This window comes from Crocosphaera sp. UHCC 0190 (genome assembly GCF_034932065.1).
Classification (GTDB): Bacteria; Cyanobacteriota; Cyanobacteriia; order Cyanobacteriales; family Microcystaceae; genus UHCC-0190.
Map to the genome: position 1 here is coordinate 46926 of NZ_JAYGHP010000008.1, position 24769 is coordinate 71694.

26 protein-coding genes and 1 tRNA gene are annotated in these 24769 nt (G+C 39.0%); 12 read left to right on the plus strand and 15 right to left on the minus strand.

The genetic code is table 11. The annotated features are described in order from the left end of the window. Positions 1–17 precede the first annotated feature (17 nt). From VB715_RS12755 to VB715_RS12765, 3 genes are all read left to right on the plus strand, one after another. Positions 18–353 (plus strand): killer suppression protein, encoded by a 336-nt coding sequence (locus tag VB715_RS12755; RefSeq protein ID WP_323301596.1) that lies wholly within the window; start codon positions 18–20, stop codon positions 351–353. After that, the gene (locus VB715_RS12760; RefSeq protein WP_323301597.1) at positions 346–1467 is read left to right on the plus strand and encodes a HigA family addiction module antitoxin; all 1122 of its coding nucleotides are present in this window, start codon (positions 346–348) and stop codon (positions 1465–1467) included. Before VB715_RS12755 ends, VB715_RS12760 begins: the two co-directional genes overlap by 8 nt. 123 nt (positions 1468–1590) lie before the next feature. After that, positions 1591–2733, plus strand: coding sequence for a quinone-dependent dihydroorotate dehydrogenase (locus VB715_RS12765; RefSeq protein ID WP_323301598.1), 1143 nt, complete (start codon positions 1591–1593; stop codon positions 2731–2733). Positions 2734–2758: 25 nt separating this feature from the next. Here the strand turns inward: VB715_RS12765 and VB715_RS12770 are convergent, their stop codons facing one another. Both VB715_RS12770 and VB715_RS12775 read right to left on the minus strand, forming a co-directional pair. Beyond that, positions 2759–3244 carry a hypothetical protein gene (locus tag VB715_RS12770; protein ID WP_323301599.1) on the minus strand — a complete coding sequence of 162 codons (486 nt, stop codon included), beginning with the start codon at positions 3242–3244 and terminating at the stop codon, positions 2759–2761. A gap of 27 nt (positions 3245–3271) precedes the next feature. Next, positions 3272–5224, minus strand: coding sequence for a dynamin family protein (locus VB715_RS12775; protein WP_323301600.1), 1953 nt, complete (start codon positions 5222–5224; stop codon positions 3272–3274). A 159-nt stretch (positions 5225–5383) separates the two neighbouring features. Here VB715_RS12775 and VB715_RS12780 point away from each other — a divergent pair, with 159 nt between their 5' ends. Continuing rightward, a complete protein-coding gene (locus tag VB715_RS12780) occupies positions 5384–6676 on the plus strand; it encodes a hypothetical protein (protein WP_323301601.1) in 1293 nt (430 codons plus the stop codon). A 50-nt stretch (positions 6677–6726) separates the two neighbouring features. Here the strand turns inward: VB715_RS12780 and VB715_RS12785 are convergent, their stop codons facing one another. The 3 genes from VB715_RS12785 to thiO all read right to left on the minus strand — a co-directional run bounded on the left by VB715_RS12785 (position 6727) and on the right by thiO (position 9585). Beyond that, positions 6727–6954, minus strand: a complete 228-nt coding sequence (locus VB715_RS12785) for a hypothetical protein (RefSeq protein WP_323301602.1) — start codon at positions 6952–6954, stop codon at positions 6727–6729. 34 nt (positions 6955–6988) lie between these two features. Beyond that, positions 6989–7555 carry a glutathione S-transferase family protein gene (locus VB715_RS12790; RefSeq protein ID WP_323301603.1) on the minus strand — a complete coding sequence of 189 codons (567 nt, stop codon included), beginning with the start codon at positions 7553–7555 and terminating at the stop codon, positions 6989–6991. A gap of 62 nt (positions 7556–7617) precedes the next feature. Further along, positions 7618–9585: a glycine oxidase ThiO gene (thiO, locus tag VB715_RS12795; protein ID WP_323301604.1), complete on the minus strand. Its 1968-nt coding sequence runs from the start codon at positions 9583–9585 to the stop codon at positions 7618–7620. Positions 9586–9736: 151 nt separating this feature from the next. On the opposite strand from thiO, the gene VB715_RS12800 reads away from it, so the two are divergent. From VB715_RS12800 to gmk, 6 genes are all read left to right on the plus strand, one after another. Next, a complete protein-coding gene (locus tag VB715_RS12800) occupies positions 9737–10138 on the plus strand; it encodes a DUF4332 domain-containing protein (RefSeq protein ID WP_323301605.1) in 402 nt (133 codons plus the stop codon). 134 nt (positions 10139–10272) lie between these two features. Then, on the plus strand, positions 10273–11316 hold the full coding sequence (locus tag VB715_RS12805; protein WP_323301606.1) for a glucokinase: 1044 nt from the start codon (positions 10273–10275) through the stop codon (positions 11314–11316). A 45-nt stretch (positions 11317–11361) separates the two neighbouring features. Next, positions 11362–12483 (plus strand): glutamate 5-kinase, encoded by a 1122-nt coding sequence (gene proB, locus VB715_RS12810; protein ID WP_323301607.1) that lies wholly within the window; start codon positions 11362–11364, stop codon positions 12481–12483. A 21-nt stretch (positions 12484–12504) separates the two neighbouring features. Next, the gene (locus VB715_RS12815; RefSeq protein WP_323301608.1) at positions 12505–13629 is read left to right on the plus strand and encodes a glycosyltransferase; all 1125 of its coding nucleotides are present in this window, start codon (positions 12505–12507) and stop codon (positions 13627–13629) included. 243 nt (positions 13630–13872) lie between these two features. After that, a complete protein-coding gene (remA, locus tag VB715_RS12820; protein ID WP_323301609.1) occupies positions 13873–14142 on the plus strand; it encodes an extracellular matrix/biofilm regulator RemA in 270 nt (89 codons plus the stop codon). 23 nt (positions 14143–14165) lie between these two features. Beyond that, positions 14166–14717: a guanylate kinase gene (gene gmk, locus VB715_RS12825; RefSeq protein ID WP_323301610.1), complete on the plus strand. Its 552-nt coding sequence runs from the start codon at positions 14166–14168 to the stop codon at positions 14715–14717. A 279-nt stretch (positions 14718–14996) separates the two neighbouring features. Here the strand turns inward: gmk and rlmN are convergent, their stop codons facing one another. The 4 genes from rlmN to VB715_RS12845 form a co-directional block, all read right to left on the minus strand. After that, the gene (gene rlmN / locus VB715_RS12830; protein ID WP_323301611.1) at positions 14997–16034 is read right to left on the minus strand and encodes a 23S rRNA (adenine(2503)-C(2))-methyltransferase RlmN; all 1038 of its coding nucleotides are present in this window, start codon (positions 16032–16034) and stop codon (positions 14997–14999) included. 87 nt (positions 16035–16121) lie between these two features. Next, positions 16122–16322 (minus strand): four helix bundle protein, encoded by a 201-nt coding sequence (locus tag VB715_RS12835; protein WP_323301612.1) that lies wholly within the window; start codon positions 16320–16322, stop codon positions 16122–16124. Positions 16323–16731: 409 nt separating this feature from the next. Next, positions 16732–17169 carry a DUF4079 domain-containing protein gene (locus VB715_RS12840; protein WP_323301613.1) on the minus strand — a complete coding sequence of 146 codons (438 nt, stop codon included), beginning with the start codon at positions 17167–17169 and terminating at the stop codon, positions 16732–16734. Positions 17170–17299: 130 nt separating this feature from the next. Continuing rightward, a complete protein-coding gene (locus VB715_RS12845) occupies positions 17300–17683 on the minus strand; it encodes a DUF1830 domain-containing protein (protein WP_323301614.1) in 384 nt (127 codons plus the stop codon). Between the two features lie 400 nt (positions 17684–18083). Here VB715_RS12845 and VB715_RS12850 point away from each other — a divergent pair, with 400 nt between their 5' ends. After that, positions 18084–19664: a photosystem II high light acclimation radical SAM protein gene (locus VB715_RS12850; protein ID WP_323301727.1), complete on the plus strand. Its 1581-nt coding sequence runs from the start codon at positions 18084–18086 to the stop codon at positions 19662–19664. Between the two features lie 99 nt (positions 19665–19763). On the opposite strand, the gene VB715_RS12855 is transcribed toward VB715_RS12850, so the two are convergent. The 4 genes from VB715_RS12855 to VB715_RS12870 all read right to left on the minus strand — a co-directional run bounded on the left by VB715_RS12855 (position 19764) and on the right by VB715_RS12870 (position 22179). Next, positions 19764–19835, minus strand: a tRNA-Thr gene (locus VB715_RS12855). A 202-nt stretch (positions 19836–20037) separates the two neighbouring features. Continuing rightward, entirely contained in the window at positions 20038–20697 is a 660-nt protein-coding gene (locus VB715_RS12860) for a response regulator transcription factor (protein ID WP_323301615.1), read from the minus strand. A gap of 120 nt (positions 20698–20817) precedes the next feature. Then, positions 20818–21345, minus strand: coding sequence for a ferredoxin (locus VB715_RS12865; RefSeq protein ID WP_323301616.1), 528 nt, complete (start codon positions 21343–21345; stop codon positions 20818–20820). Between the two features lie 57 nt (positions 21346–21402). Further along, positions 21403–22179 (minus strand): tetratricopeptide repeat protein, encoded by a 777-nt coding sequence (locus VB715_RS12870; protein WP_323301617.1) that lies wholly within the window; start codon positions 22177–22179, stop codon positions 21403–21405. A gap of 157 nt (positions 22180–22336) precedes the next feature. On the opposite strand from VB715_RS12870, the gene VB715_RS12875 reads away from it, so the two are divergent. After that, positions 22337–22663, plus strand: a complete 327-nt coding sequence (locus tag VB715_RS12875; RefSeq protein WP_323301618.1) for a septal ring lytic transglycosylase RlpA family protein — start codon at positions 22337–22339, stop codon at positions 22661–22663. A 75-nt stretch (positions 22664–22738) separates the two neighbouring features. Here VB715_RS12875 and VB715_RS12880 read toward each other — a convergent pair whose 3' ends face one another. Both VB715_RS12880 and VB715_RS12885 read right to left on the minus strand, forming a co-directional pair. Beyond that, positions 22739–23707, minus strand: a complete 969-nt coding sequence (locus VB715_RS12880) for a heme o synthase (protein WP_323301728.1) — start codon at positions 23705–23707, stop codon at positions 22739–22741. A gap of 33 nt (positions 23708–23740) precedes the next feature. Next, positions 23741–24673 (minus strand): heme A synthase, encoded by a 933-nt coding sequence (locus VB715_RS12885; RefSeq protein ID WP_323301619.1) that lies wholly within the window; start codon positions 24671–24673, stop codon positions 23741–23743. Between the last annotated feature and the right edge of the window lie 96 nt (positions 24674–24769).

Consider the following 24769-nt stretch of genomic DNA (forward strand, 5'->3'; position numbering starts at 1 on the left):
CACGATAATGATGTAAGATGGATATAGTTTTTCAAGATCCCAAGTTAGAGAAGGAATGTAACAATCAAAAACTCTTACAGCGAAAGCATGGTCAAGATCGAGCAAAACGCATTAGGAGAAGACTTGATGACTTAAAAGCAGCATCTACCCTTGAAGATATGCGAAATATCCCAGGACGCTGCCATGAGCTAACAAATAATCGTGCTGGTCAGTTATCTTTAGATTTAGACCACCCTTATCCATTGATATTTGAACCCGCAAATAATCCTATTCCCAGAAAACCTGATTGGGGACTTGATTGGACAAAGATAACGACAATTAGAATTATTGGTGTAGAAAATACCCATGAGTAACGTCCTAGAAAATAGATATAAACCTGACTATGTTTCTCCCCCTGGTGAAACAATTGAAGATATTTTAGAAGAAAGAGGAATGACTCAATCAGAACTTGCTGAACGAATGGGTCGCCCTAAAAAAACTATTAATGAAATCATTAAAGGTAAGGCTGCTATTACCCCAGAAACCGCCTTACAATTGGAATTAGTTCTCAATATTCCTGCGACTTTTTGGAATAATAGAGAACAGCAATATCGAGATTATTTAGCTAGAAAGGACGAAAATGAAAGGTTGAAAGGGCAAATTAAAGGGCTAAAAAAAATTCCTTACAAAGCTATGATTAAACTCGGTTGGATAAGCGAATTTCAGGATGAGATTGAGCAATTAAGGGAAATTTTTAATTTTTTTGCTGTCACTTCTTTTGAACAATGGCAAGGAATTTGGGAGAAAAGTTTATCTGTAGATTTTAGAAAATCTGAAACATTTGACATTGACGATTCTGCATTAACGGCTTGGTTACGCAAAGGACAAATTGAAGCGGCTAAAATTAATTGTGCTGAATATGACGCTAATAAATTCAGAGAAATACTGCAAGAAATAAGATTATTAACGATTGAATCTCCCAACATATTTAAACCAAAAATACAATCATTATGTGCTGAAGCTGGTGTTACTTTCATTTTAGTGCCTCAACTGCCAAAAACACGGGTTAGTGGTGCTGCTTATTGGTTAAATCCTAATAAACCTTTAATTCAATTAAGTTTACGTTACAAAACTAATGATCATTTTTGGTTTAATTTTTTTCATGAGGCTGGACATATTCTTTTACATGGGAAGCGAGATGTATTTCTTGAAACCTTTGAACAACAAGAATTTGAAAAACAAGAGTTAGCAAGACAAAAAAAAGAAGAAGAAGCTAATAAATTTGCCTGTAACACTCTAATTCCGCCAAATGAATGGAAAGATTTTTTAGTTTCTTTTTCAAAAACGGAGGATTATATTATTAATTTTGGCAACAAGTTAAGAATTTCTCCTGGAATTATTTTAGGTAGACTACAGCATGAAAAAGTTTTGAAATACACCTATTTTAATGACTTGAAACAACAACTAAATTGGGATGTGATTAATTAGGTATTTTTGTTAATAATGTTTAAGATTTAAGAAAATCATACCTAATTAATAGTTTCTGATTTGATTTAGCGTTATGCTGATATTGGGTTTTATTGTTTAACTCAATCGATCTTTGTTATTATTATGTTTAACTTCGCTCAACCTGTTTATCCCTTAATTCTCGCTGCTGCTAAAAACAACCCAGAAAACGCCCATCAGCAACTTCTAAAAACCCTCAACTATCTTGATAGCAACCGTCACACTTTTTGGGGACAATGGGTACTCTCTCAGATGGAGAGTTCTTTCTGTTTCCATGATCTCCGTCTTCAACAAACATTATGGGGGTTAAACTTTAATAACCCCGTCGGGTTGGCCGCAGGATGTGATAAAGATGGAATTGCCGCAGGTATCTGGAGTCATTTAGGCTTTGGATTTGCAGAAATTGGGGCTGTAACCCTCCATTCTCAACCAGGAAACCCGCTACCTCGTTTATTTCGTTTACCCCTGGATAAAGCCGCTTTAAACCGCTTAGGGGCCAATAATCAAGGGGCAGAAATTATCGCCCAAACTTTACAAAATACCTGGCAACGTCAACCCCGTCAAATTCCTATTGGCATTAATTTATGTAAGTCAAAAATTACGCCTTTAGAGGCAGCAGCAGAGGATTATGTAGGGAGTTTTTGTTATCTTGAAAACTGGGCAGATTATTTTGTGGTTAATGTGAGTTCTCCCAATACTCCTGGACTGCGATCGCTACAAGAAGGGGAACAATTAAACCTTATTTTAGACGCATTACAACAAGCAAATAAACAACATAAACCCCTCTTTGTTAAGATTTCTCCTGACTTAACTTGGGAAGGGATTACCATTATTATTAACTTAGCTAAAACCTACCAATTAGCGGGAATTATTGCGACTAATACCACCATAAAACGGGAAGGGTTAAAGACAAATATTCTTGAAAAAACAGGCAATTTAATTGAGCAAGAAGCGGGGGGAATTAGTGGCCAACCTATTCGCCAACGTTCCACTGAGGTGATTCGATTTATTTATGAACAAACTCAAGGAAAATTGCCTATTATTGGGGTTGGGGGAATTTTTAATACTGACGATGCTTGGGAAAAAATTACCGCAGGAGCCAGTTTATTACAATTATATACAGGTTGGATTTATCAAGGGCCTTGGATGATTCCACAAATTAATAAAGAGTTAATTACTAAGTTAGAAAAACACGGATTTTCCCAGATTTCAGAAGCCGTTGGCACTTCGGTTATTAAAATAGGTTAACGTAGAGACGTTGCCTGCAACGTCTCTACAGGGTTTTGTCTTCTATAAGCTGTAATTGATTTCGAGGCAGGGTATAGTAAATTTTATTATCTTCGAGTCTAACCCCTTCTGGTAAGTTGTCATTGGGAATTTTTCCACCTAAAAAGGTTTTCCACCCTGCGATTAGATAACGGTAAACAATAGAGTCAGTTTGAAATTCAGGGGATGTTAATAAACGAAGCTGTCCTTCAATACAATCTTCATGAAGGGTGATTTTCTCCGGGGTAAAATGTAGTTTTACTTGAATTTCTTTATGTTCTATAGTAGCAATCAGTCCTTCTGATGAGTGAGGTTCTAAACTTTTTAATTGTTCAACTCTAGAGACTGCTTGTTGACAGAGAAGTAAAACAGTTTTTTTTCTCAAGGTTAATTGTTTAGTTTCTGAATTAAACAGAATATAGTCTTTAAGAATTCCTTTTAGGATTTGTCGGGAATCTTGAACAGTGGCTTTCAGTTTGTTAAATATGCTCATAGTTAGCTCATTGAATAAGTTGATAGATTAGAAATCATTTACAAGCTGCTCGATTTGCTTGCTAAATTGTTGTAGTTCTTGAGATTTTTGAGTAATCATAGTTTTGTTGGTTTGACGTTTTTCTATGGTTTCTTGATAGAGTTTTTCTTGTGCCTCTAACATATTTTCATAAAGAGATATGAATTCTGTGATAATGCTATCTGCTTTTTCCACTCGCTTATCAATAGTTGAGAACACTATCTCATCAAGTTTCTTTTTCATAGGGTCTAGGGATTTTCTAAAAGACTTCCACCCTTGCTCAAAAACTTTGTTTTTAAGTTTTATTTCCTTGTTTTTATCATGTTTTCTACTTAAACCATCTATCACAAAACCTAAAATTACTGGAGTTAAAATAATAACAAACATAGGCAATAGAGTTTCTAGTAGTAATAAACCTACTACACACGCACCTGATAAACCAGCACTTATTCTTATTTCTTCTCCTAAAATAAACTCTATTTCTATAGACTCAAGAATTGTATTAAGTTCGTTAGTTAGATCACTTTTTATCTGCTGCTCTATTCCATCTATACCTCTTTTTATCTTTTCAAACTCTAGCTTTAACTGTTGATCTAGAATGAGACAATTCTCTTTAATTAGAGGAATTAATTTGTCTTTTTCAAACTTAGTTATTTCACATTTTAAATCTTCAGAAAATTGCTGTTGATAATCTTTAATAACAGCTTCTTGTTCCTTTTCTAATGAATGTGAAGAAGACCAATGAATAACTTTATCAGTCAATCTATCTTTTAAGTTTTCTTTTCCCCAATTGTCTAAGGCTTCGTGAAGCTTCTCTTTGATTTGTTTGGAAGTTTCAGAAGCAAGTTTGTTAATTCGTCCATGACAACCACTTATTTGACCTATTTGTTCTATCATTTTTTGCTTTTCAGCTTCAGAGCTTTTTAACTTTTCTTCAAAGTCTTGGTCTGTTTGTCCCAATTGTTTTATACTAACTTCAACTAAATTATGTATTTGATTAGGAACTTTCTGAAATTTTAGTAAACCCCTATCTTTAGCCAGGAAAGTCTCAAGAGACTGGGTAAAATATTGAAAATTATCTAAATGTTGGCTATCAGATTGTTCAATAATTGCCTTTAGAACTTTTTGAGCAGATAAAAAATGAATTCTGTTTTCACCAGAGATTAGAGCAGTTTCTCCCAAACAAATCAGTTCAATTCGTTCTTTAACGTCTTGACGTTCTTGTTCTTCTTCATCATCCAAAAGATCCCATTTATTAACAACAAGAAAAAGATTACTAGCAGGTTGATCTGAAATTCCTCCATTGAGAGATATTTTTAATTCTTGAATCAGTTCTATTTCTGTTTGTTTTAAGCTGTCAGAAGAATTTGTTAAAAAAATAATAGCATCGATATCTTCAAGCAGTTGTTTCGTAACAGCAGTACGCTCAGGATGTTCATTTAACCCTGGAGAATCAAGAATGGTTACTCCATTCTTACATAATTCTAAATTGGGATGCTCAAAAATAATTTCCTTAATTGGATTTTTCTTCAGTCCTTCGCTGAACCTGCCTTTAGCTATATCTTTATCAATAGATGCTTTTTCTTGATACTGTTCTAAGGAAATTTCTTCTTGTTTGCCATTTTTATACACACAAGTTACTCGCTTTTGTGTACCATATTTGAGAACACTTATAGTTCCAGTACAAGGAATTGTTCTAACAGGTTGAATTTTTTCTCCTAGTAAGGCATTTAATAAAGTTGATTTCCCTTTGCTATACTCCCCGACAACAGCCACTCGAAACGCCTCCGAATTTAGGAATTGAGAAATTGTTTCTAGCTCTTTAATCTGCTCAAAACTAAGAAACTCATTTTCGCAACAATCTTTGAGAATGAGAGTAATCTGATGAAATAGGTCTTCAATTTGTTGCCGATAAACTTGAAACTTTTCTAATTCTTTATAAACTACGTTCGTTTTATTCATGGGGATCTGTTTATCGAGTGGGTTTCTGGATCTAACATTCCCAGATTTAATACTGAAATTAATAATATTCCCTAAAAATACGTAAAAATGCGGATGAGTTAGCCAACTTAAGCGATTAATCTAGACACAGATAGTTCTTTACACCAGGAAAACAGCAAAATGTTGTTTCAGTTCTCTCCTCTCATTCAAGCAGGAATCGAAGCAGGTCAATATGCGCCAGTCTTTTCTTCTGGGGTTCCCATTGGTCTTGCCAGAGATGCAGCCACAGGGCAGTTTGTTGGTCTTGCCCAAGGTTTGCTCAATAGTGCAGGAATGCCACTTAACCCCCTAACCTCTCCCATACAACTGCTGTCCAGTGGCGCACAAATGTATCAAAATCACAGAGGTTTTCAAGTCGTGCAACAAGGGCTTCAATCTATCCAAGCCAGTGTAGGAGTCTTGCAAGCTACTACCGCCGTCATTGGGGTAGGAGTGGCCGCAGGGGTTGCGCTTTCTGCTGTCAATCTCTATCACACCCTAAAATTAAGAAAAGCCGTAGAGAGATTAGAAATAAAAGTAGAAAACGGCTTTATTGACCTGAAACAAGCTTTGAAAGACCAAGGACGAGAAATTATTCAACTAATAGAAGAAGTCGCTCAAGATATTAAATTTGAGCAACATCGTTTAATCTTAGTCAAAGCCTATGGTTTGTTTACAAAGGCAATAAATCGTTTGCGTTCAGCCCTTCAAATACAAGATATTAGCCGCAGAAATGCTGAAATCGATGCAGCACGAGGAATGTTATATGAAGCTCTAGCAGACTATACTAACCCCCAATTACTTGAGGAAATATCAGCCCCAGGAATCCTTCGCCGCGACGAATGCGCTTGGGGTATTGAACAAACCATTATCTCAACTTACCAAATGCAAGGGGAGTTATCCGTTGTCAGCGATCGCCTTAAGTGTCTCCAAGGTAAGATCCGCCAAGATACGGTTAAAGTCGTTAAATCTTGTGAAACTAAAGACGAGTTTGATTTTCTTTTTCCTGAAATCAGCCGAATTCGTTATCATGATCTAGTCGTCATAGAGTCTTGGCAAACTCAAAATGATTGGATAAAGTCGCTTCCTTCTGAAGACCTAAAATTACTTCAAAGTGCTGATTTTAGCCAAACAGATGTTTCCCATAGTGCTGATCAAAAAGACATTCCACTTATCCCCTCAGAACCATTAGAACTTTCGCTTTATAAAGAGTTACAAGAAAAGTCTCATCCTGGTTCTCTACGAGATCAGTTATTCTTTATGATGGACTCTAATTTACGTCAAAACGCTGAATTATATATTAGTCAGCAAGCTAATTTATCGGCACACAAAACTTTAGCTTCATCGAATTTACAAATCGCTTCAGATTTAACCGTTGCTAATCTTTACTGGTATTTTAAATTAAGAGATGATTCAGAGGATATTTTAAAGTAGTAAAAGCCGCATAGAAAAGGTGTTATAAATCCGCCAAGGGACGGTTAAAGTTAGCGAGATTTATTTAATTCATGTTCTTTGTAAGCTTTAGCAGAAGCTTTTATCCAAGTCGTCGCAGCTATGACAAAGGGAACAAACATCACAATAAATCCCGTGAATAAAGGATGTTGACGACCAAAAGAATTATTCATTAAAAAGGCAATAATCAGCCCACAATACACTAATCCCACTAAGGGTAAACCGATCACCAATAAGGCAAATTTTGTATCTTTATCCATGATTAACACTCCTCATTTTTTACCAGAATATCGGTTAATTTGTGGGGTTTGGCTGTCCCATTACCTTTGCAAAGACGGGACGTTCCATCATTCGCTTAACATATTCTGCCACAGCAGGATATTCATTAAAGTTCATCTTTAACATAAATTGAGCAAAGGTAAGAACTGACCCCACAGCAACATCAACAACGGTAAATTCATTGTTCATTAAGTAGGAATTATTAGCTAAAAATTGCTCTAAAGCTGATAATAATTTAGGAGTTTCTCTTTCTCTGTTTGCTTCCACAAATAACCCAGTTGCTAAAGAAGAATTGGCAAATAATACCCATTGATAAACAATACTTTTTTCTTCGATAGATTGGGGTAATTTACCGTATTTTTCGGCTAGATAAAGTAAAATTGCCCCAGACTCCCACAGGGTAAAATCCCCATCGACAATGGCCGGAACTTTGCCCATAGGATTAATGGCTAAAAATTCTGGTTGACGATGTTCTCCTGCTTGCATATCTAAGAGAACAAATTCATAAGGAATTCCTAATTCTTCCAAATACCATTGAACAATTGTTGCTCGTGAAATTTTCCCACCATAAAGTTTTAACATGACTTATTTTTCTCCTGAATTAACCATCAATATAGGGATCAACTACTGTTGACCCCTAGGAATTAAACAACCGTTCCCGTTAAAGGAGAACTAGCGATCGCATATTCTTTAACGGGTATTCGTCCCCCTAAATAAGCGAGTCTTCCTGCTTCTGTAGCCATTCCCATCGCTTTAGCCATGATAACGGGATTTTGGGCTAAGGCGATCGCACTATTAATTAACACCGCATCTGCCCCCATTTCCATTGCTTGGGAGGCTTCACTTGGGGTTCCGATTCCCGCATCAACAACGACGGGAATCTTCGCTTCTTCGATAATAATGGCAATATTAGCCTGATTACGAATGCCTTGGCCCGAACCAATAGGCGAACCTAATGGCATCACCGTAGCACATCCTACCTCTTCTAACCGCTTGGCCAAAAGGGGATCGGCGTTAATATAGGGAAGTACAGCAAAACCCTCTTTAACCAACTTTTCAGCAGCTTCTAGGGTTCCTATGGGGTCAGGTAACAAATATTTAGCATCGGGTATCACTTCTAACTTGACAAAATTATTGTCTTCCTGGCCCAATAATTTCGCCATTTCTCGACCTAAACGGGCCACCCTGATGGCTTCTTCTGCTGTCTGACAACCAGCCGTATTGGGCAACATCCAAATTTTACCCCAATCTAACGCTTCTGCTAACCCTTCATGGCCAGGGGCGTTAGTTTGGACTCTCCTCACTGCTACGGTAACGATTTGACACCCACTGGCCACCACACTTTGCTGCATAATGGGGATGCTAGGATATTTACCCGTCCCTGTCATCAACCGCGAGTGAAATTTGCGCCCCGCAATGATTAAATAATCATCAGTAGCAGGAAGGTGAGAGGTTCCGTTATTGCCATTCATGGCTTTAGGAACCGCATAATGGTTAAAAGTGGTCATAGATAGGGGTTGGGGGGAAGGTTGAGTATAGAAGCGATCGCCTTTAAAATTATCGAGTAAGGGATCAGCTTTTTGATTAATGACTAAATCAGCAATCAGAGATGCTGTCACAGGGGCCAATAAAATACCGTTGCGATAATGGCCAGTGGCTAAAATTAAGTTATCACAGCCATATTGACCTAAAATGGGCAATTCATCGGGAGTACCGGGACGATAACCCCACCAAAATTCTTCGATGGGCCAATCTGCCATTTCAGGATACAATCTCGTGGCCCGTTTAATCAAGGTTTCGATCCCTTGGGGGGTATTATGGGGAGTCCATCCCACATCTTCAGAGGTGGCCCCGATGATCAAACGTCCATTCTGTCGGGGTACTAAGTAGGTTTGTGGCCCGTATAAAACCCTTTGTAGGGGATAGGGTTCATTGGGGTGTTGCGGCATCCTCACGGCTAACATTTGCCCTTTGATGGGACGCACGGGCAGGGGTAAAATTTGACTAGCCCAAGATCCACTGGCAATAATGTAGGTTTTGCCTTCTAATTCCCCTTGGTTCGTTAAAATACTGGTAATTTTGCCCTGTTTTTGTTGTAGGTTATTAACGGTTACGCCATCACGAAGATCAACCCCTAATTGTTGGGCTGCTTGACGTAGAGCTTGAACTACTTGGCGGTTGTCTACTTGTCCATCTTCAGGATACCACCAACCTCCTACCACATCATCCCCTAACCCTTGTTGATAGAGACGAATGGCGGTTTTATCTAGCCATTGGGACTTAGAATTGTTGCGTAATTCGACAGAGGGTAAGTCATAGACAGGGGCCAAGATACCACAAGGATTGTAACCGAGATCGAGTCCGGTGAGATCTTGCAGTTTCCGCACCCATTCAGGATATAACCAACGGGACTTTAAACATAAGTCTAACAATGGGCCAGAGGGTAATTCTTCCGCATAAGGGGCTAACATTCCTGCTGCTGCTACGGAGGCAGTTTGGGGGAAGTTACGGTTACAAACAGTGACAGAGGCCCCTCGCAGTTTCAGATCCACTGCGATCGCCATTCCGATGATGCCACCGCCTATGATGATAATATCGTTTGTTGCGTTCATGGTTGCTCAGTAATTTCACCCCACTCTTACCTTACCGTGTTTGGGGTCTGGATTAGGAGCGATCGCTGTTTTGAATTGGGAAATTTTAATTAAGAGTAGGGATAATTCATGAATTGCCCCGATCATCAATCTAATTTATTCATCTGATATTATGAAACCTTCTTATTGGAATATTGAACAGTTACCAGGATTAAGTAAATCAGAACAAGAGCAATTAAAAGCCCTAGGAATTAACACAACTCAATCTTTACTTAATCATGCCAAAAACCCAACAGAAAAACAAGCCTTAGCTAATCAATTAAAATCTCCCGTACAATTAATTAGTAAATGGGTAGCCTTAGCAGATTTAGCGAGGGTTCCCACGGTAGGATGCAATTATTGTGGACTTATTTTACACTCAGGTATCATCTCAACCAAACAGTTAGCAGAAACCCCTGTTTCTTTCTTACACCGACAAATTCTGAAATTACAGGTTGCGACTCTACAACGCAAAGATTTATGTCCGTCTCCTGATATGATTCAAGCTTGGATTAATGAAGCAAAGAAATTATGAATTATTAATTGATTCTAAGATTGAGGCTACCCTAGTTTGATTTTGTGATATTTAGAAAGTAGATAAGGATTATTTTACCAAATAATGCTAATTTAATGATACGAATAAATATGAAATAAGGAGTCTAACCAATCATGACAATGATCCTAGCGGGAGACATTGGGGGAACAAAAACTATTTTACGTCTTGTTGTTCTAGAAACATCAACAAACGAGTATAATTTACCCCAATTAACTACTTTACATCAACAATCTTATCCTAGTCAAAAGTTTCCAGATATTGTCCCGATTGTACAACAATTTTATACCAATGCTCAGAAACAATTAAATCAAGAAATATTCGTTAAAAATGCTTGTTTTGGAATTGCCGGCCCAGTGGTTAATAATACTTCAGAATTAACTAATTTAAACTGGTCATTAAGTGGTGATCGCTTACAACAAGAACTATCTTTAAATCAAGTAAGTCTCATTAATGATTTTGCTGCCATTGGTTATGGTATTCTAGGCTTAACAAAAGAGGATTTATACACCCTACAAGATGTTCAACCAAACCCCAAATCTCCTATCGCTGTTTTAGGAGCAGGAACCGGGTTAGGGGAAGGGTTTCTTGTCCCTTTATCCACCGGAAAATATGAGGTATTTTCCTCAGAAGGTTCTCATGCTGATTTTCCTCCCCGTACTCCCTTGGAATTTGAATTATTAACCTATATTCAAGACAAATATCAATTATCTAGAGTATCAGTAGAACGGGTTGTTTCAGGATTAGGAATTGCCGCAATTTATCAATTTTTACGCCATAAAAACCCCGAACAAGAATCACCCATTTTAAAACAAATATATCAAACTTGGGCAAGAGAAAAAAGTCTTGATCTTTCTGCTGAAGTTGCCAAAGCTGCCCTAGAGAAAGATGATATTTTATGTCAACAGGCGATGAAAATATTTATTGAAGCTTATGGAGCAGAAGCAGGTAATCTTGCCTTAAAATTATTACCTTATGGGGGACTATATGTAGCGGGAGGAATTGCTGCTAAAATATTACCTTTGATGAAAAATGGAGACTTTATGAGAGCATTTCAATCCAAAGGTCGAATGACTCCCCTATTAAATCAAATACCTGTTCATATCATTTTAAATCCTGATATTGGTCTAATTGGAGCAGCTTTACGGGCAGCAGAATAATTATAATCTAAAACCCTTTTTATTATAGACTTTTTCCCGAATAGCATGAATAATAAACCTACCCTTGTCGTTAAAATTGGTACTTCTAGTCTGACTCAACCAGAGACAGGAAAATTAGCTTTATCCACCATTGCATCTCTAGTGGAAACCTTGACCCAATTACGGCAATTAGGTCATCATTTAGTGTTAGTTTCATCCGGTGCTGTTGGGGTTGGTTGTGGTCGTTTAAATTTAAAAGAAAGGCCCAAAAAAATTGCGGTTAAACAAGCGGTTGCGGCTGTCGGCCAAGGACGTTTAATTCGCGTCTATGATGACCTTTTTAGTACATTGGGACAACCCATTGCCCAAGTTTTATTAACCCGACGAGAATTAATAGATCGGAACTGTTATGTTAATGTTAAAAACACCTTTGAAGCTCTCTTAGAATTAGGGGTAATTCCCATTGTTAATGAAAATGATACAGTGGCAATTGAAGAGTTAAAATTTGGGGATAATGATACCCTTTCTGCTTTAGTTGCTAGTTTAATTAAAGCTGATTGGTTATTCTTATTAACGGATGTAGATCGACTTTATTCTGCTGATCCCCGTGTTGTTCCTGATGCTAAACCTATTGACCTGGTGAATAGTAGCGAATTTGCTCAATTACAAGTAAAAGCAGGGGATAAAGGGTCACAATGGGGAACGGGAGGAATGTCCACTAAATTAACAGCGGCCCGCATTGCCACAGGAGCAGGAGTAAGGACGGTTATTACTCATGGCAAATACCCCGAAAATCTACTTAAAATTATCCAAGGGGAAAATATTGGTACTCAATTTGAACCTCAACCTAAACATGATAATGCTCGCAAACGTTGGATCGCCTATGGACTTTTGCCCACAGGAAAACTATACTTAGATAAGGGAGCCGTTCGCGCTATTTGTCAAGGAGGTAAGTCCTTATTAGCGGCCGGAGTTCTCCAAGTAGAAGGAGAATTTGAAGCGTCAGACTCTGTGGAATTATGTAATGAAACAGGTCAAGAAATTGCCAGGGGTATTGTGAATTATAATAGTGGAGAAATTGATAAAATAAAGGGAAATCATTCTGATAAAATTCCGCAATTATTAGGGTATAGTGGAGCAGAAACTATTATTCATCGAGATAATTTAGTTATCAATGAAATTTTTTAAAGCTTTTTTAAAATGTTAAAAATGTCTAATCCTGATCATTACAGTTTTGTTTTCTTAGAAATCTTCTCCCAAGAAGGGGGAATACAAGCTTATGTTAAAGATATCTTACAAGCTTACTTATCTTTAATTAAGCAATCATCAAAACTAGCAAAAACCGATATTTTCTTATTAAGAGATTCCCCAGATTGCCATAATCCTTTTAGCACTGAATTAATTAATTTTCACTATCTCAAAACCCTTCCTCCCTGGAAAGGAAGGATAAAACTAGCCTATACCTTACTGATTCATTTAATTCAGAAACGTCCGAAAAAAGTTTTTTGTGGTCATATTAATTTAGCCCCACTAATTCAATTCTTTTGTCAACCCTTGGGTATTCCCTATACAGTTTTAACCTATGGCAAAGAAGTCTGGAAACCCCTACCTCCACAACAACAAAAAGCTCTACAAAATGCTGAGGCAATTTGGACAATTAGTCGCTATAGTCGAGATTGTTTATGCCAAGCTAATAATATTGATCCCAAAACAGTTGAGATTTTGCCTTGCATCGTTGATGGTAATCAATTTACCCCAGGAAAAAAACCCATTGAATTGATAGAAAAATATGATCTAAAAGATGCTAAAATACTAATGACAGTGGCGCGATTATGGTCAGGGGATATTTATAAAGGGGTTGACGTTACCATCAGGGCATTACCGAAAATTTTACAATCTTTTCCTAATATTAGGTATCTGATAATTGGTCGAGGGGATGATCGCCCTCGCTTAGAACAATTAACCAAAGCTCTAGGAGTGGGCGATCGTGTTATCTTTGCGGGTTTTGTCCCTAACGAAGATCTAGCGAACCATTATCGGGTTGCCGATGCCTATATCATGCCTTCACAAGAGGGATTTGGCATTGTTTATCTCGAAGCCATGGCCTGTGGAATTCCCGTTTTGTCAGGAGATGCTGACGGTTCAGCTGATCCCCTGCAAGATGGAAAATTAGGCTGGCGAGTTCCCCATCGTGATTCTGATGCGGTTGCCCAAGGATGTCTCGAAATCCTGCAAGGCAATGATCAACGGTGTCACGGGGAATGGTTACGACAAGAGACGTTAGACCAGTTTAGTCCAGAAGCTTTATCTCAGAAATTAGCGCAATTGCTTTAAAAACGGTTTAAAATCCATAAGTTAAAGCAACCACGGAGGGTTTATCCCTAAAGTCTTGGTCGATATCTTCCCAGATGTATGGACAAGTGTAGACAATCGTGGAAGAAATATGAGAAAAAGCTGAAAAGAAACTAAAAAATAGAGGGTTATTTGAGTTTTAACGTTGTAAGTCTTGATTTTAAGCGATACCATAGGAATGGTAGTTACTTAATTACTTCTCACACGGCATAGCCGCTAATCATTATGGAAAGTATACAACTCATCAATATTGGGTTTGGTAATATTGTGTCTGCGAATCGGGTCATTGCAATTGTTAGCCCAGAATCAGCCCCGATTAAACGGATTATCAGCGATGCCCGCGAACGCGGACAGTTGATTGATGCCACCTATGGCCGTCGTACCCGTGCGGTGATCATGACTGATTCTAGTCATGTTGTCTTATCAGCTATCCAACCAGAAACGGTGGCCCATCGTTTTGTGGTTAGCAAGGAAGCTACTGCTAATAGTAACTAATTTACTAATTCACTGGTAATCTCATGGCATCGGGAAAGCTTATTGTATTAACTGGGCCGAGTGGTGTGGGTAAAGGGACGTTGGTTCGCGCTTTATTGGCGCGTCACCCTGACTTATATTTGTCTGTCTCTGCAACTACTCGTTCTCCTCGTTCTGGAGAAATTGACGGGAAAGATTATTATTTCCTCCCTCGTGCCGATTTTGAAAAAATGATTCAGCAAAACGAATTACTCGAATGGGCTGAATATGCGGGGAATTATTACGGAACACCCCGCGCCAAGGTTGAATCACAAATCAACCTAGGGAACACCGTACTTTTAGAAATAGAAGTAATCGGTGCTAAAGCCATTAAACAAACATTTCCTGATGCTTTGAGAATCTTTATTTTGCCTCCTTCTTTTGCTGAATTAGAACGCCGTTTGAGGGGTCGAGGAACGGATTCAGAAGAAGCAATGATGGGTCGTCTTGATCGGGCTAAAGAGGAGTTAGAAGTAAGTCAAGAATTTGATAAAACGATTGTTAATGATGACTTAGAAACTGCTTTAAAACATCTTGAATTAGCTATTATTTCCTGATATTAGTGAGAATTTCTTGAGTGAGTAACTTTTGCTTTTCTTCATCAGTCAAAGTCGATAAATAAAGTTCGATAGCTTCTTGGATATTACTTTTCACTTCTTCTAAAGAATAGCAGTAGCACGGAACTTGCCATGTAAAATTAATAAATGAATACAGGCTAAAGCCTTATTCTATAAGCACAAAGGCTGTCTACACAGCCTAATTTTAAGCCTGGCTACCCAGGCTTAGTTCCTATAGCTTAACCCTTAAGGGTCGAAGACTGTTCGACCCTACAAATTTTATATGCTTCCAACTTCATGACGAGATGTGCGTAATTGCCCACAAGCAGCATCCGCTTCTAAACCCCTCGAATAACGAACACTGGCGGCAATTCTACGCTCTTGTAAGAGTTGCATAAATTTTTGAATACTGTGTTCATCTGGTCGTTGATAATCAGCTTCTGCAATGGGATTATAGGGAATTAAATTCACATGACTTTGAAACCCTTTGAGGTGATTTGCTAATTCAATGGCGTGTTCTGGTAAATCATTTACCCCCCCTAATAAAACATATTCAAATGTTACCCGTCGCCCTGTAATATCAACATATTTTCGACAGTCTGCTAACAATTTTCCCAGGGTATAATGTTTAGCCCCAGGAATCAATTCTTCCCGTAAAGCTTGGTTAGAAGCATGAAGACTGACAGCAAAAGTTATTTGTAATTGATAATGAGCAAGTTGTAAGATTTTTTGGGGAATACCTACCGTAGAAATAGTAAGCGATCGCTGGCCAATTCCCACATCTTGATTGATTATTTTGACAGCTTTCACTACATCTTTGATGTTTAATAAAGGTTCTCCCATTCCCATAAAAACAACATGACTTACTCTTTGTTGAAAGTCTTCTTGAACAGTTAATACTTGATCGACGATTTCGGCACAGGTTAAATTTCTTTCATATCCTCCTTTTCCTGTTGCACAAAAATCACAATTCATCGGACAACCCACTTGGGAAGATACACAAACTGTTAAGCGTTTTGAGGTGGGAATGCCAACCGCTTCAATGATTAAACCATCTGCTAAACTTAAGAGGTATTTCCTTGTACCATCAGGGGCAATGGTTCGGTGAGCAATTTTTGATCGTCCGATGGGATAATCACTTAATTCTTCCCGCCAAGTTTTGGGGAAGACAGAGATTTCTGTCAGCGATCGCGCTCCTTTTTCATACAACCATTGATGGAGTTGTTTGCCTCGATATGCGGGTTGTCCCTGTTGTTTTACCCAGGTGGTTAATTCGTCTACAGATTTTCCTAATAAGGTTTCTTGAGTGAGTGGCATTGAGATTAATGATAAGTGTAATTATTTTTATTTTAAGGCAAATAACTAAATAGAGCGCAAAGCTAAGGTTTAGTAAGTATTCAGCCGTCAGCGTTCAGTATTCAGCTTTTGAATGAAAGCGGTAAGCATTCGTTTAATCTCAGTCACTTTCGATGATAGGGATTCATCGTTTTTGGCTTCGAGTAACTTAAGATCATAAGCAAGTAACAGGTGATATTCAAGTTCACTGACAGATAAAGTAAGCTGATGAGCTTTTTCCCACACTTTCAATTCTCTAAAGTTTCTCAATGTTAAATCCTCCTTATCTTTGCGTTAGTTTTAAGCTGATGGCTGACGGCTGATAGCTGAATGCTTACAAGGTTTAAGATTTCCTCCTCGAACTAACCAACGAATAAAACCGCTAACATGAAAAGAGACAATTATGTTAGAATAAGCTCCTAATCTGCCTAAATAAAACCAGATAAAATCAGTTACTATGAAAAATATAGATAAATTTACCCTCATGGGAAGTTCATAAACTCGTCAAACAACTCTGGAATGAAAGAAAAATTAGTAAAGTATCTGGAAATATTTTGTATAACCTTTTACCTATTTTAAAGGAATTATTCCCCGTCAAGACTTACCCGAAGTTTTAAAACAGTTTAACTTACCTTAAACGTTTATTGATAAATATTTTAAACAGTCTTAAGCTTCAACTTTAAGGTAAATATTTCTGAACCACAGACCAACCTGATAAACTAACTAAAGCAAAGCTTAAAAATAAAATAATATTAGTGCCAATATGTACCATTCTCATTCTAGGACGTTCTGGACTAATTTGGCTGGCTGCTGTGGCAGAAATTAAGACTAAAATAACCGTAACTAAGCCAGCAATTAAATGATAAGAATGACCTAAACTACCATAATGACCTAATGTTCCAACTAAACCAATGACTAACAATAATAACACTAACATAACCATAATCGCCCCAATCACATAATGAACAGGGCGCAACCATAAAGGAGGAGAACTTTGAGTCTTTCGCCGATAAAACATCCATCCTCCTGATATTCCTAATAAAAGGTATGCAAATAAGGATAAACCCATTGACCAAGCTGCAATTTTCCAAAGCCATAAAAAAGAAGGTAAATTCATAGTTGATAATTAATAGTTAATAGTTATTATTGTACACCAGTTCCTTTTTACTTCTGACTAAAAAAAATTGCCCCTATAGGGGCAACCTCAGCTAGATTTTGTCAATGATTGATTGTCGTTATGCGACTTTCTAAACTAATGCAGCTTTTAAAGTAGAAACTTTGTAATGAGTGAATGTATCACTCGTTTGTATGGTTTGTTTCTTATCAGTGGGGGCAGAAACAGTCATCGCTTCATCTTCCATTTCTTCATTACCCCCATCATTTATGCAAAGACGTTCACAAGGGATAGTATCAGAAAGAATAGCACTAGCCATCATTCCTGTATGAATTTCTAATTGTGCTTTTGGTAAAGTTTCAAACACAAGCCGTTGTCCGGGAAAAACAACACGCTCAAAATACCACTTAGGAAGATTGGTAATCCGAACAACTTGAATTTGATTCGTTGCGTTTACATAGCAGCAAAGGAGTGCATTCCTTTGCCCAGTTGGGATGGGATCAAGGATCTGAGCCATAGTAATTGAGGCAATGTGAGTTCTGATTGTTCATTTCCTCTATACCCTAACACTCCGTGATCCCCGTTAGCTGTAATCAATATTACATTCAATATTTTTCTTACAAGAGATGCAATATTACGACGTAGTATGATACAATGGCCAGAAAATATAAGGCTCAATCAGGTTTAGTCAAAAATATCTAAAAAGTATATGAGTTGCCACTAAACCCCGATCATCTCTTCAAGCATTCCCTTGCGAGTCTTTTAAAATCTCGTTAAAGTTAAGATATATTACAAATTCTCAGTTAACTGAGAAAAGAAAAATAAGTTTACAAAAGCGGGGATCGCTCTCTAGGATTGTAACAGAACTCAAAGCGATCGCCTTTTGACAAGACCATCTGGCCCATCACACTCTTAAGATAACCATGACCACAGCACAGCGCATTCTCTACTGCCGCCTTCCCTGTAACCCCATTTTTCCCATTGGTGTTGTTTATCTCTCGGATCACGTTCATAAGTTATTTCCCGATATTGAGCAAAAAATCTTTGATTTAGGGACAGTTCCCCCCTTAGACTTCAAAAAAGCTTTAGATAACTGTATTGATGAATTTAAGCCCACCTTACTCGTTTTTTCTTGGCGAGATATTCAAATTTATGCGCCAGTGGGGGGACGGGGAGGCAACCCCTTACAAAATGCCTTTGAATTTTATTACGCTCATAACCCCTTAATTCGTCTCAGAGGTGCTTTAGGTGGTTTAAAGGTGACAACAGCTTATTATGGCGAGTTATGGCGTAACTTGGGGCTAATTCGACGAGGACTAACCAGGGCGAAACAATATCATCCAGAAGCGCGTTTAGTGGTTGGAGGTGGGGCTGTGAGTGTGTTTTATGAACAGTTAAGAACTCAGCTACCTAATCAGACAATTGTATCAGTAGGAGAAGGGGAAACTTTACTCGAAAAATTATTACGGGATCAAGATTTTTCTGACGAAAGATGTTACGTGGTCGGGGAAAAAGAACCTCGTAAGCGGCTAATTCATGAAGCCCCAACCCCCTTAGAAAAGACGGCTTGTAACTACGATTATATCGAAAAGATTTGGCCAGAATTTAGTTATTATTTCCAAGAGAATGACTTTTATATTGGGGTACAAACCAAGCGCGGCTGTCCTCATAATTGTTGTTACTGTGTTTATACTGTTGTTGAGGGTAAACAAGTTCGTATTAATCCGGCTGATGAAGTTGTTAAGGAAATACGGCAACTTTATGACCGAGGAATTCGTAATTTTTGGTTTACGGATGCTCAATTTATTCCCGCCCGTAAGTTTATTAAAGATGCAGAGGAATTATTAGAAAAAATCCTTGAGTCTGGGATGACCGATATTCATTGGGCAGCTTATATTCGGGCAGATAATTTAACCCCAAATTTGTGTGATTTGATGGCAAAAACGGGGATGAATTATTTTGAAATTGGTATCACTAGCGGCTCACAAGAATTAGTCCGTAAGATGCGAATGGGCTATAATTTACGGACGGTTTTACAAAATTGTCGGGACTTAAAAGCAGCAGGATTTAATGATTTAGTTTCAGTCAATTATTCCTTTAATGTCATTGATGAAACTTACGAGACTATTCGTCAAACCATTGCTTATCATCGAGAATTAGAATCGATTTTTGGGGTGCATAAAGTTGAACCTGCAATCTTCTTCATTGGGTTACAACCTCATACCCATTTAGAAGAATATGCCTTTGAACATAACATCCTTAAACCAGGATATGACCCCATGAGTTTAATGCCTTGGACAGCGAAAAAACTCTTATGGAACCCTGAACCCTTGGGATCATTTTTTGGGGAAGTTTGCTTACAAGCATGGCAACAAAACCCCAATGATTTTGGACGAGAAGTGCTAAAAATCTTGGAAGAAAAGTTAGGAAAAGCCGACCTAGAAGATGCTTTAACTGCACCCCTTGAAGACAAGAAAAAGCAGTTAGCCTTAGCATAATTGGGAGGGTGGGTATTGCCCACCCTACTATCACTTAACTGTTCTCTTTACTTTTTACTGTTTTATGTAAATACTTGCATGAGAAATGTAACAAATTAAAGCTGGTGACGGGATTTGAACCTGCGACCGGCTGATTACAAATCAGCTGCTCTACCACTGAGCTACACCAGCATCAATACTAGAATAGCAAATTTTGTCACTATTCGTCAGACTTCTTGCAGAAGTTGGGTTAACTTGTCCCTTGAAAATAAACAATACAGCACCACACATTAAGATGAGGATATGGGTGGAGGCAAGTAGTGGTCAACAGCCGTTGACCCCTACTTTTGCCTTTTCCATGGGGTATACTTTTGCAAGAAGTCTATAATTATCCCTAAGCCATATTACTTTCAATCGCCCAACGGGCCAATTCTGTCCGGTTGTGAAGATTGGTTTTGTTAAGCATATTCGAGACATGACTTTCAATGGTACGTTGACTCACGCTCAATTTTTCAGCAATATCTCGATTTGATAACCCTTGGGCCACTAACTGAACCACTTTTAACTCCGTTGGGGTTAACTCAACATTACTAGGAACTTGAATTCTGGTACTCTCATCAAAAGAAATTGTGTTTCTATGGCGCATCAGTCGGCTTGCTTGTTTTAGAGATGACTCAACTTGGGCTACTAATTCTTCAGGTTCAAAAGGCTTGACCATATAGACATCAGCCCCAGTATTTAAGCCTTTCACCCGATCTTGACTTTGGCCTTTTGCCGAAAGAAACATGACCGGAACCCAACTGGTGCGGGCATCTTGTCTGATCTTTTCAATTAAAGCATAACCATCCATTTCTGGCATCATCACATCACAGATGATCATATCAGGAACTTGTTTGCTCAAGAGATCTAGGGCTTCTTGACCATTTTCGGCTGTGGTAACTTCATACCCTTGAAATTCGAGATAATCTTTCACCAGCAAAATCAAGTTAGGATCATCGTCAACTAACAGTAAATGTTTATTATCTTTTTGGGAGTTTTCTTTAAGGGGTGACATTCGTTTTCTCAGTTAAACTTATGATGGAGATTCTGGTAATAGAATTGCTTGAGGAGTAATTAAGGGGGTTAAGACTATGTTAAATCAATCTTGACCCGTCATTGTTGTTTTGGTAAAGCTTTATGAATTTTCCTGGTCTTTTCCCTCATAATCCAGAGACATTGACTTAATTTCCAGGGTTTCTGACTCAGACTCCTTGAGAATTGCTTCTGGTAGTACATGAGTCAAAAAAGCATATTCCTTTACTATTTTATTGCCAATGAGATGTTCCTGGATAATTTTTTCAATGACTTCTGAGGTGGCTTGACGATACCAAACCCCATCAGGATAAACCACCAAGATTGGCCCGGCCATGCAAACCCGTAAACAATTCGCTTTCGTGCGAAAAATACAGCTAGGTTTTTCTGGAGTGACTTGATCGAGTCCTAATTCTTGCAAGCGGCGTTTAAGATAGTCCCAAGCTTCGAGACTAACATCTTTTGGACAACATTTGGGTTTTGTTTGATCTGCACAGAGAAAGACATGGCGTTGAATCTGATTTAACCCCAAGGTTTTAATACTTTCTGTTAACGCATCTTCAACGGGATTTGACCGAGATTTGATGATTTCTACGGTTTCATCGGAACAAGGGGTAACGCTTTCAGTCATTGACCTCAATCAAGGAAATATCCATTCTCTATCTTACCCCCTTGTTTCCCAACTATTTCAAGGGGTTTGAGATGAATTATTTACGCTTTTTAGGGCGTTAATTTGTTCTAGTGCCGCTTGAGCCGAGGTTTCCTCTCCTTGTTCTTGCCAAATTTGGGCAGCTTTTTGAAAGTCGGCGATCGCCTGTTGAGGAAGGCCGAGATCGACAAAAGCTAACCCCCGATTAAAATAGGCTTCTCCGTAGTTGGGATCAAGGTTAACCGCTTCAGTAAAGTCAATTTTGGCTAATTCGGGACTTGCTGAGTTGAGGTGAGCGAGTCCTAAATTATTTTGAGCAAAGGCATCATTGGGGTTGATTTTTAGGGCTTTTTCGTAATCAGCGATCGCTTTTTTATCTTGGCCTAATTGTAAATAGACATTGCCTCGGTTGACATAAGCTTCTCCCATTTGGGGATCTAATTTCAGGGCTTGACTAAAATCAGCCAAGGCTTTGTCAAATTCTCCTAAACCACTATAAACATAACCTCGATTATAGTAAGCGTTAATATCTTGGGGATTTTCGGCAATAACTTGATTAAAGTCGGCTAAGGCTGCTTTATAATCCCCCTGACGGCTTTTTTCAATTCCCTGTTGTACAATTTCTACCGTATCCCCTGTCATGATTGATGACTCAATGGGAACAGAAGCAGATTGATGATGACAAGCAATCATAGAACTCATTGCCAAAACGGATAAACCCAAAAATGGCAGGCGAGAAGCCTTAAAGGTCTTTATGGTAACTAATTTATGATATAGAGAGGGTAAATGGGAGATTTGCGTTAAATAATTAAACATTGGGCTAATTTTAGGCTTTTAAAAAAAGGTTTGATGCACTCAATTAAAAGATTAGGTTGAAGACAAAATCAGGGTTGAACAAACAGTCAACTAGACAAAAATGAAATAACTAGGTATATTAGCCTAGACTCAGTTGTGCCGTGAGGAGTTTAATCTCATGAAAAAGTTTTACCTAGCCACCTTGATGATAGCGTTGACAGCTATCCCTGCACAGGCTCAAACGGCCACTTATTATTCTTCTGGCCATCATGGACAAAAAACAGCGTCAGGAGTGCGCTTCAGTAATCATCAACCCATGGCGGCTCATCCCTCATTGCCCTTTGGTACTAAAGTGAAAGTTACAAATCGAAGAACAGGAAAAAGTGTGATTGTCCGTATTGTAGACCGCTGTCGTTGTAGTATTGATTTGTCTCAAGGGGCGTTTAGAGCGATTGGTTCTTTAAAATCGGGCAGAATTCCCGTTAGTATTCGAGTTCTCAATTAAGGAAATTTTAATATATTACTCTGTTTCTGGTAGGGGCAATTCATGAATTGCCCCTACAGTTTTTTCTGTTACCCATTATAGGGGCAGCAAACTCACCAAGGTGTTGAAATGGCCTCCCATGGCTGTAATCACGTGATGAGTCACGGGGAGACTATCTACCACCATTCCTGTGCATAACAGCATCAGATAGAGGATCGAAAATTTAAACAGCGATCGCGCTTTATCTTGATCAAAGGGAGCTTGTTTCAATTGCCAGGTTTTTTTGAGGAACATGACCCCTAACACCAGGGCAATGATACCATAGATACCACCGGAAACCCCCAGAGGATAGACCAAAAGAAAGGTACAAGGGATAACTAATAAGGTATACACCCAAATTTGGCGCACGGTAGATTCTTCCCCTTCTACCACAGGCATCATCGGCACATTGACTTGAGCATAATCATCTTTGATCATCAAAGCCAAAGCCCAAAAATGGGGGGGAGTCCAAAGAAAAATGATGGCAAATAAGATCCAAGGGGCCCAGCTTAAATCTCCGGTAACGGCGGCCCAACCAACCAGGGGAGGAATGGAACCTGCGGCCCCACCAATAACAATATTTTGGGGACTATTGCGCTTCAGTAGGTGGGTATAAACCAGCATATAAAAAACAATGCCGGACATGGCTAATAAGCCACTGAGAAGATTGATATAAATGAGAAAGAGGCTAAAGGAAAGAACCCCTAAGATCATGGCAAAAATGAAGGCATGACGGGACTGGACGCGGCCTGAGGGGATAGGGCGGGCCCGAGTCCGTAACATTTCATAATCAATGTCTCGGTCATAAATACAGTTCATTACTTGGGCCGAAGCGGCAGCCAGGGTTCCCCCAATCAGGGTAATAAACAGTTGAAAGGAGTCTACTTCGCCTTTCGCAGCAATCCACATAGAGGCTGCGGTGGTGATGAGTAAGAGAGGAATAATCCTCGGTTTGGTCAGTTGATAGTAACTTTTGACCACTTGTAGAAAGTTTTCGTTACGACGGACAGCATCAGTCCCAATCATTAAATTCACACCAAATTCTGTTAGTTGATCAAGTTAGGAATTACCAAGGGATTGAATGTTCCTTGATGTATCGCGGATAGCTAGGGTTGTCAAGGCGACTAAGGTGCCAAATAGGGCGGCCCCGACGATATGGTGGGTGACGGTTAAGGGTTCAACTTGTAAGTGTAAATAGAAGGTGGCAACCCCTAACAGCACTTGTAGGACAACCACACCACCCACAACCCAAGCTAATTTTCTGAGGTGGGGATGAAGGGCCGGAGTACGCCACGCCAGAAAAACAACCGTTAAACTGGCGATCGTTGCGGGAAAAACACCGATAATGTGGCTATTCATGACGGCGCAGAGTTGAGAGTCCCCAAAACATTGATGGAGAGCCCAACGGGAACCCACTAATCCCCCTAATAAGCACTGGATATAAACTAAAATAGCTGCTGTCATCCCTACCCATCGCAGTTTTCCGGCGGTGGCTGTTCCTTGATAGGGGGTAAGACACAAGGCAATAACCACTAGGGTGGCAAAGAAAAGGAGGGCAGTACCAAGATGGGCGGTGACAATATCAAACCTCAACATCTGGGTAACGGTGAGTCCCCCTAAGACTCCTTGGAATAAAATTAAGCCTAAAGCCCCAACGGCTGCCCAAGGAAGCCATTTCGGGAGTTCTTTGCGAAACCACCAAGAGAGTCCCACAAAGGCTAGGGTACTTAACCCAATGAGGGACGCATCAAGACGATGAAACCATTCTAAAAAGACTTGGAGATTCATCTGTTGAGTGGGAACTAACTGACCGTAACACAGGGGCCAGTCTGGGCAAGCGAGGCCCGCATTCATGACTCTGGTGGCACTACCAACGGCCATTAATAAGAGGGTGGCGATGGCAATTTTCCAGACGAGAAGACCCATCCATTTTTGGATTTGAGGGCGATCTCTTGAGGTTTTTAGTTGTCCCTGAAGTACAGATTCTGTCATAGCATCCTATTACTTTATTAAACACATTTTGCTGTTAACGAATTGTTGACTTCGCTACAAAATTTTGGTTGCATTAAAGCAGAGCTAGTCAGATTC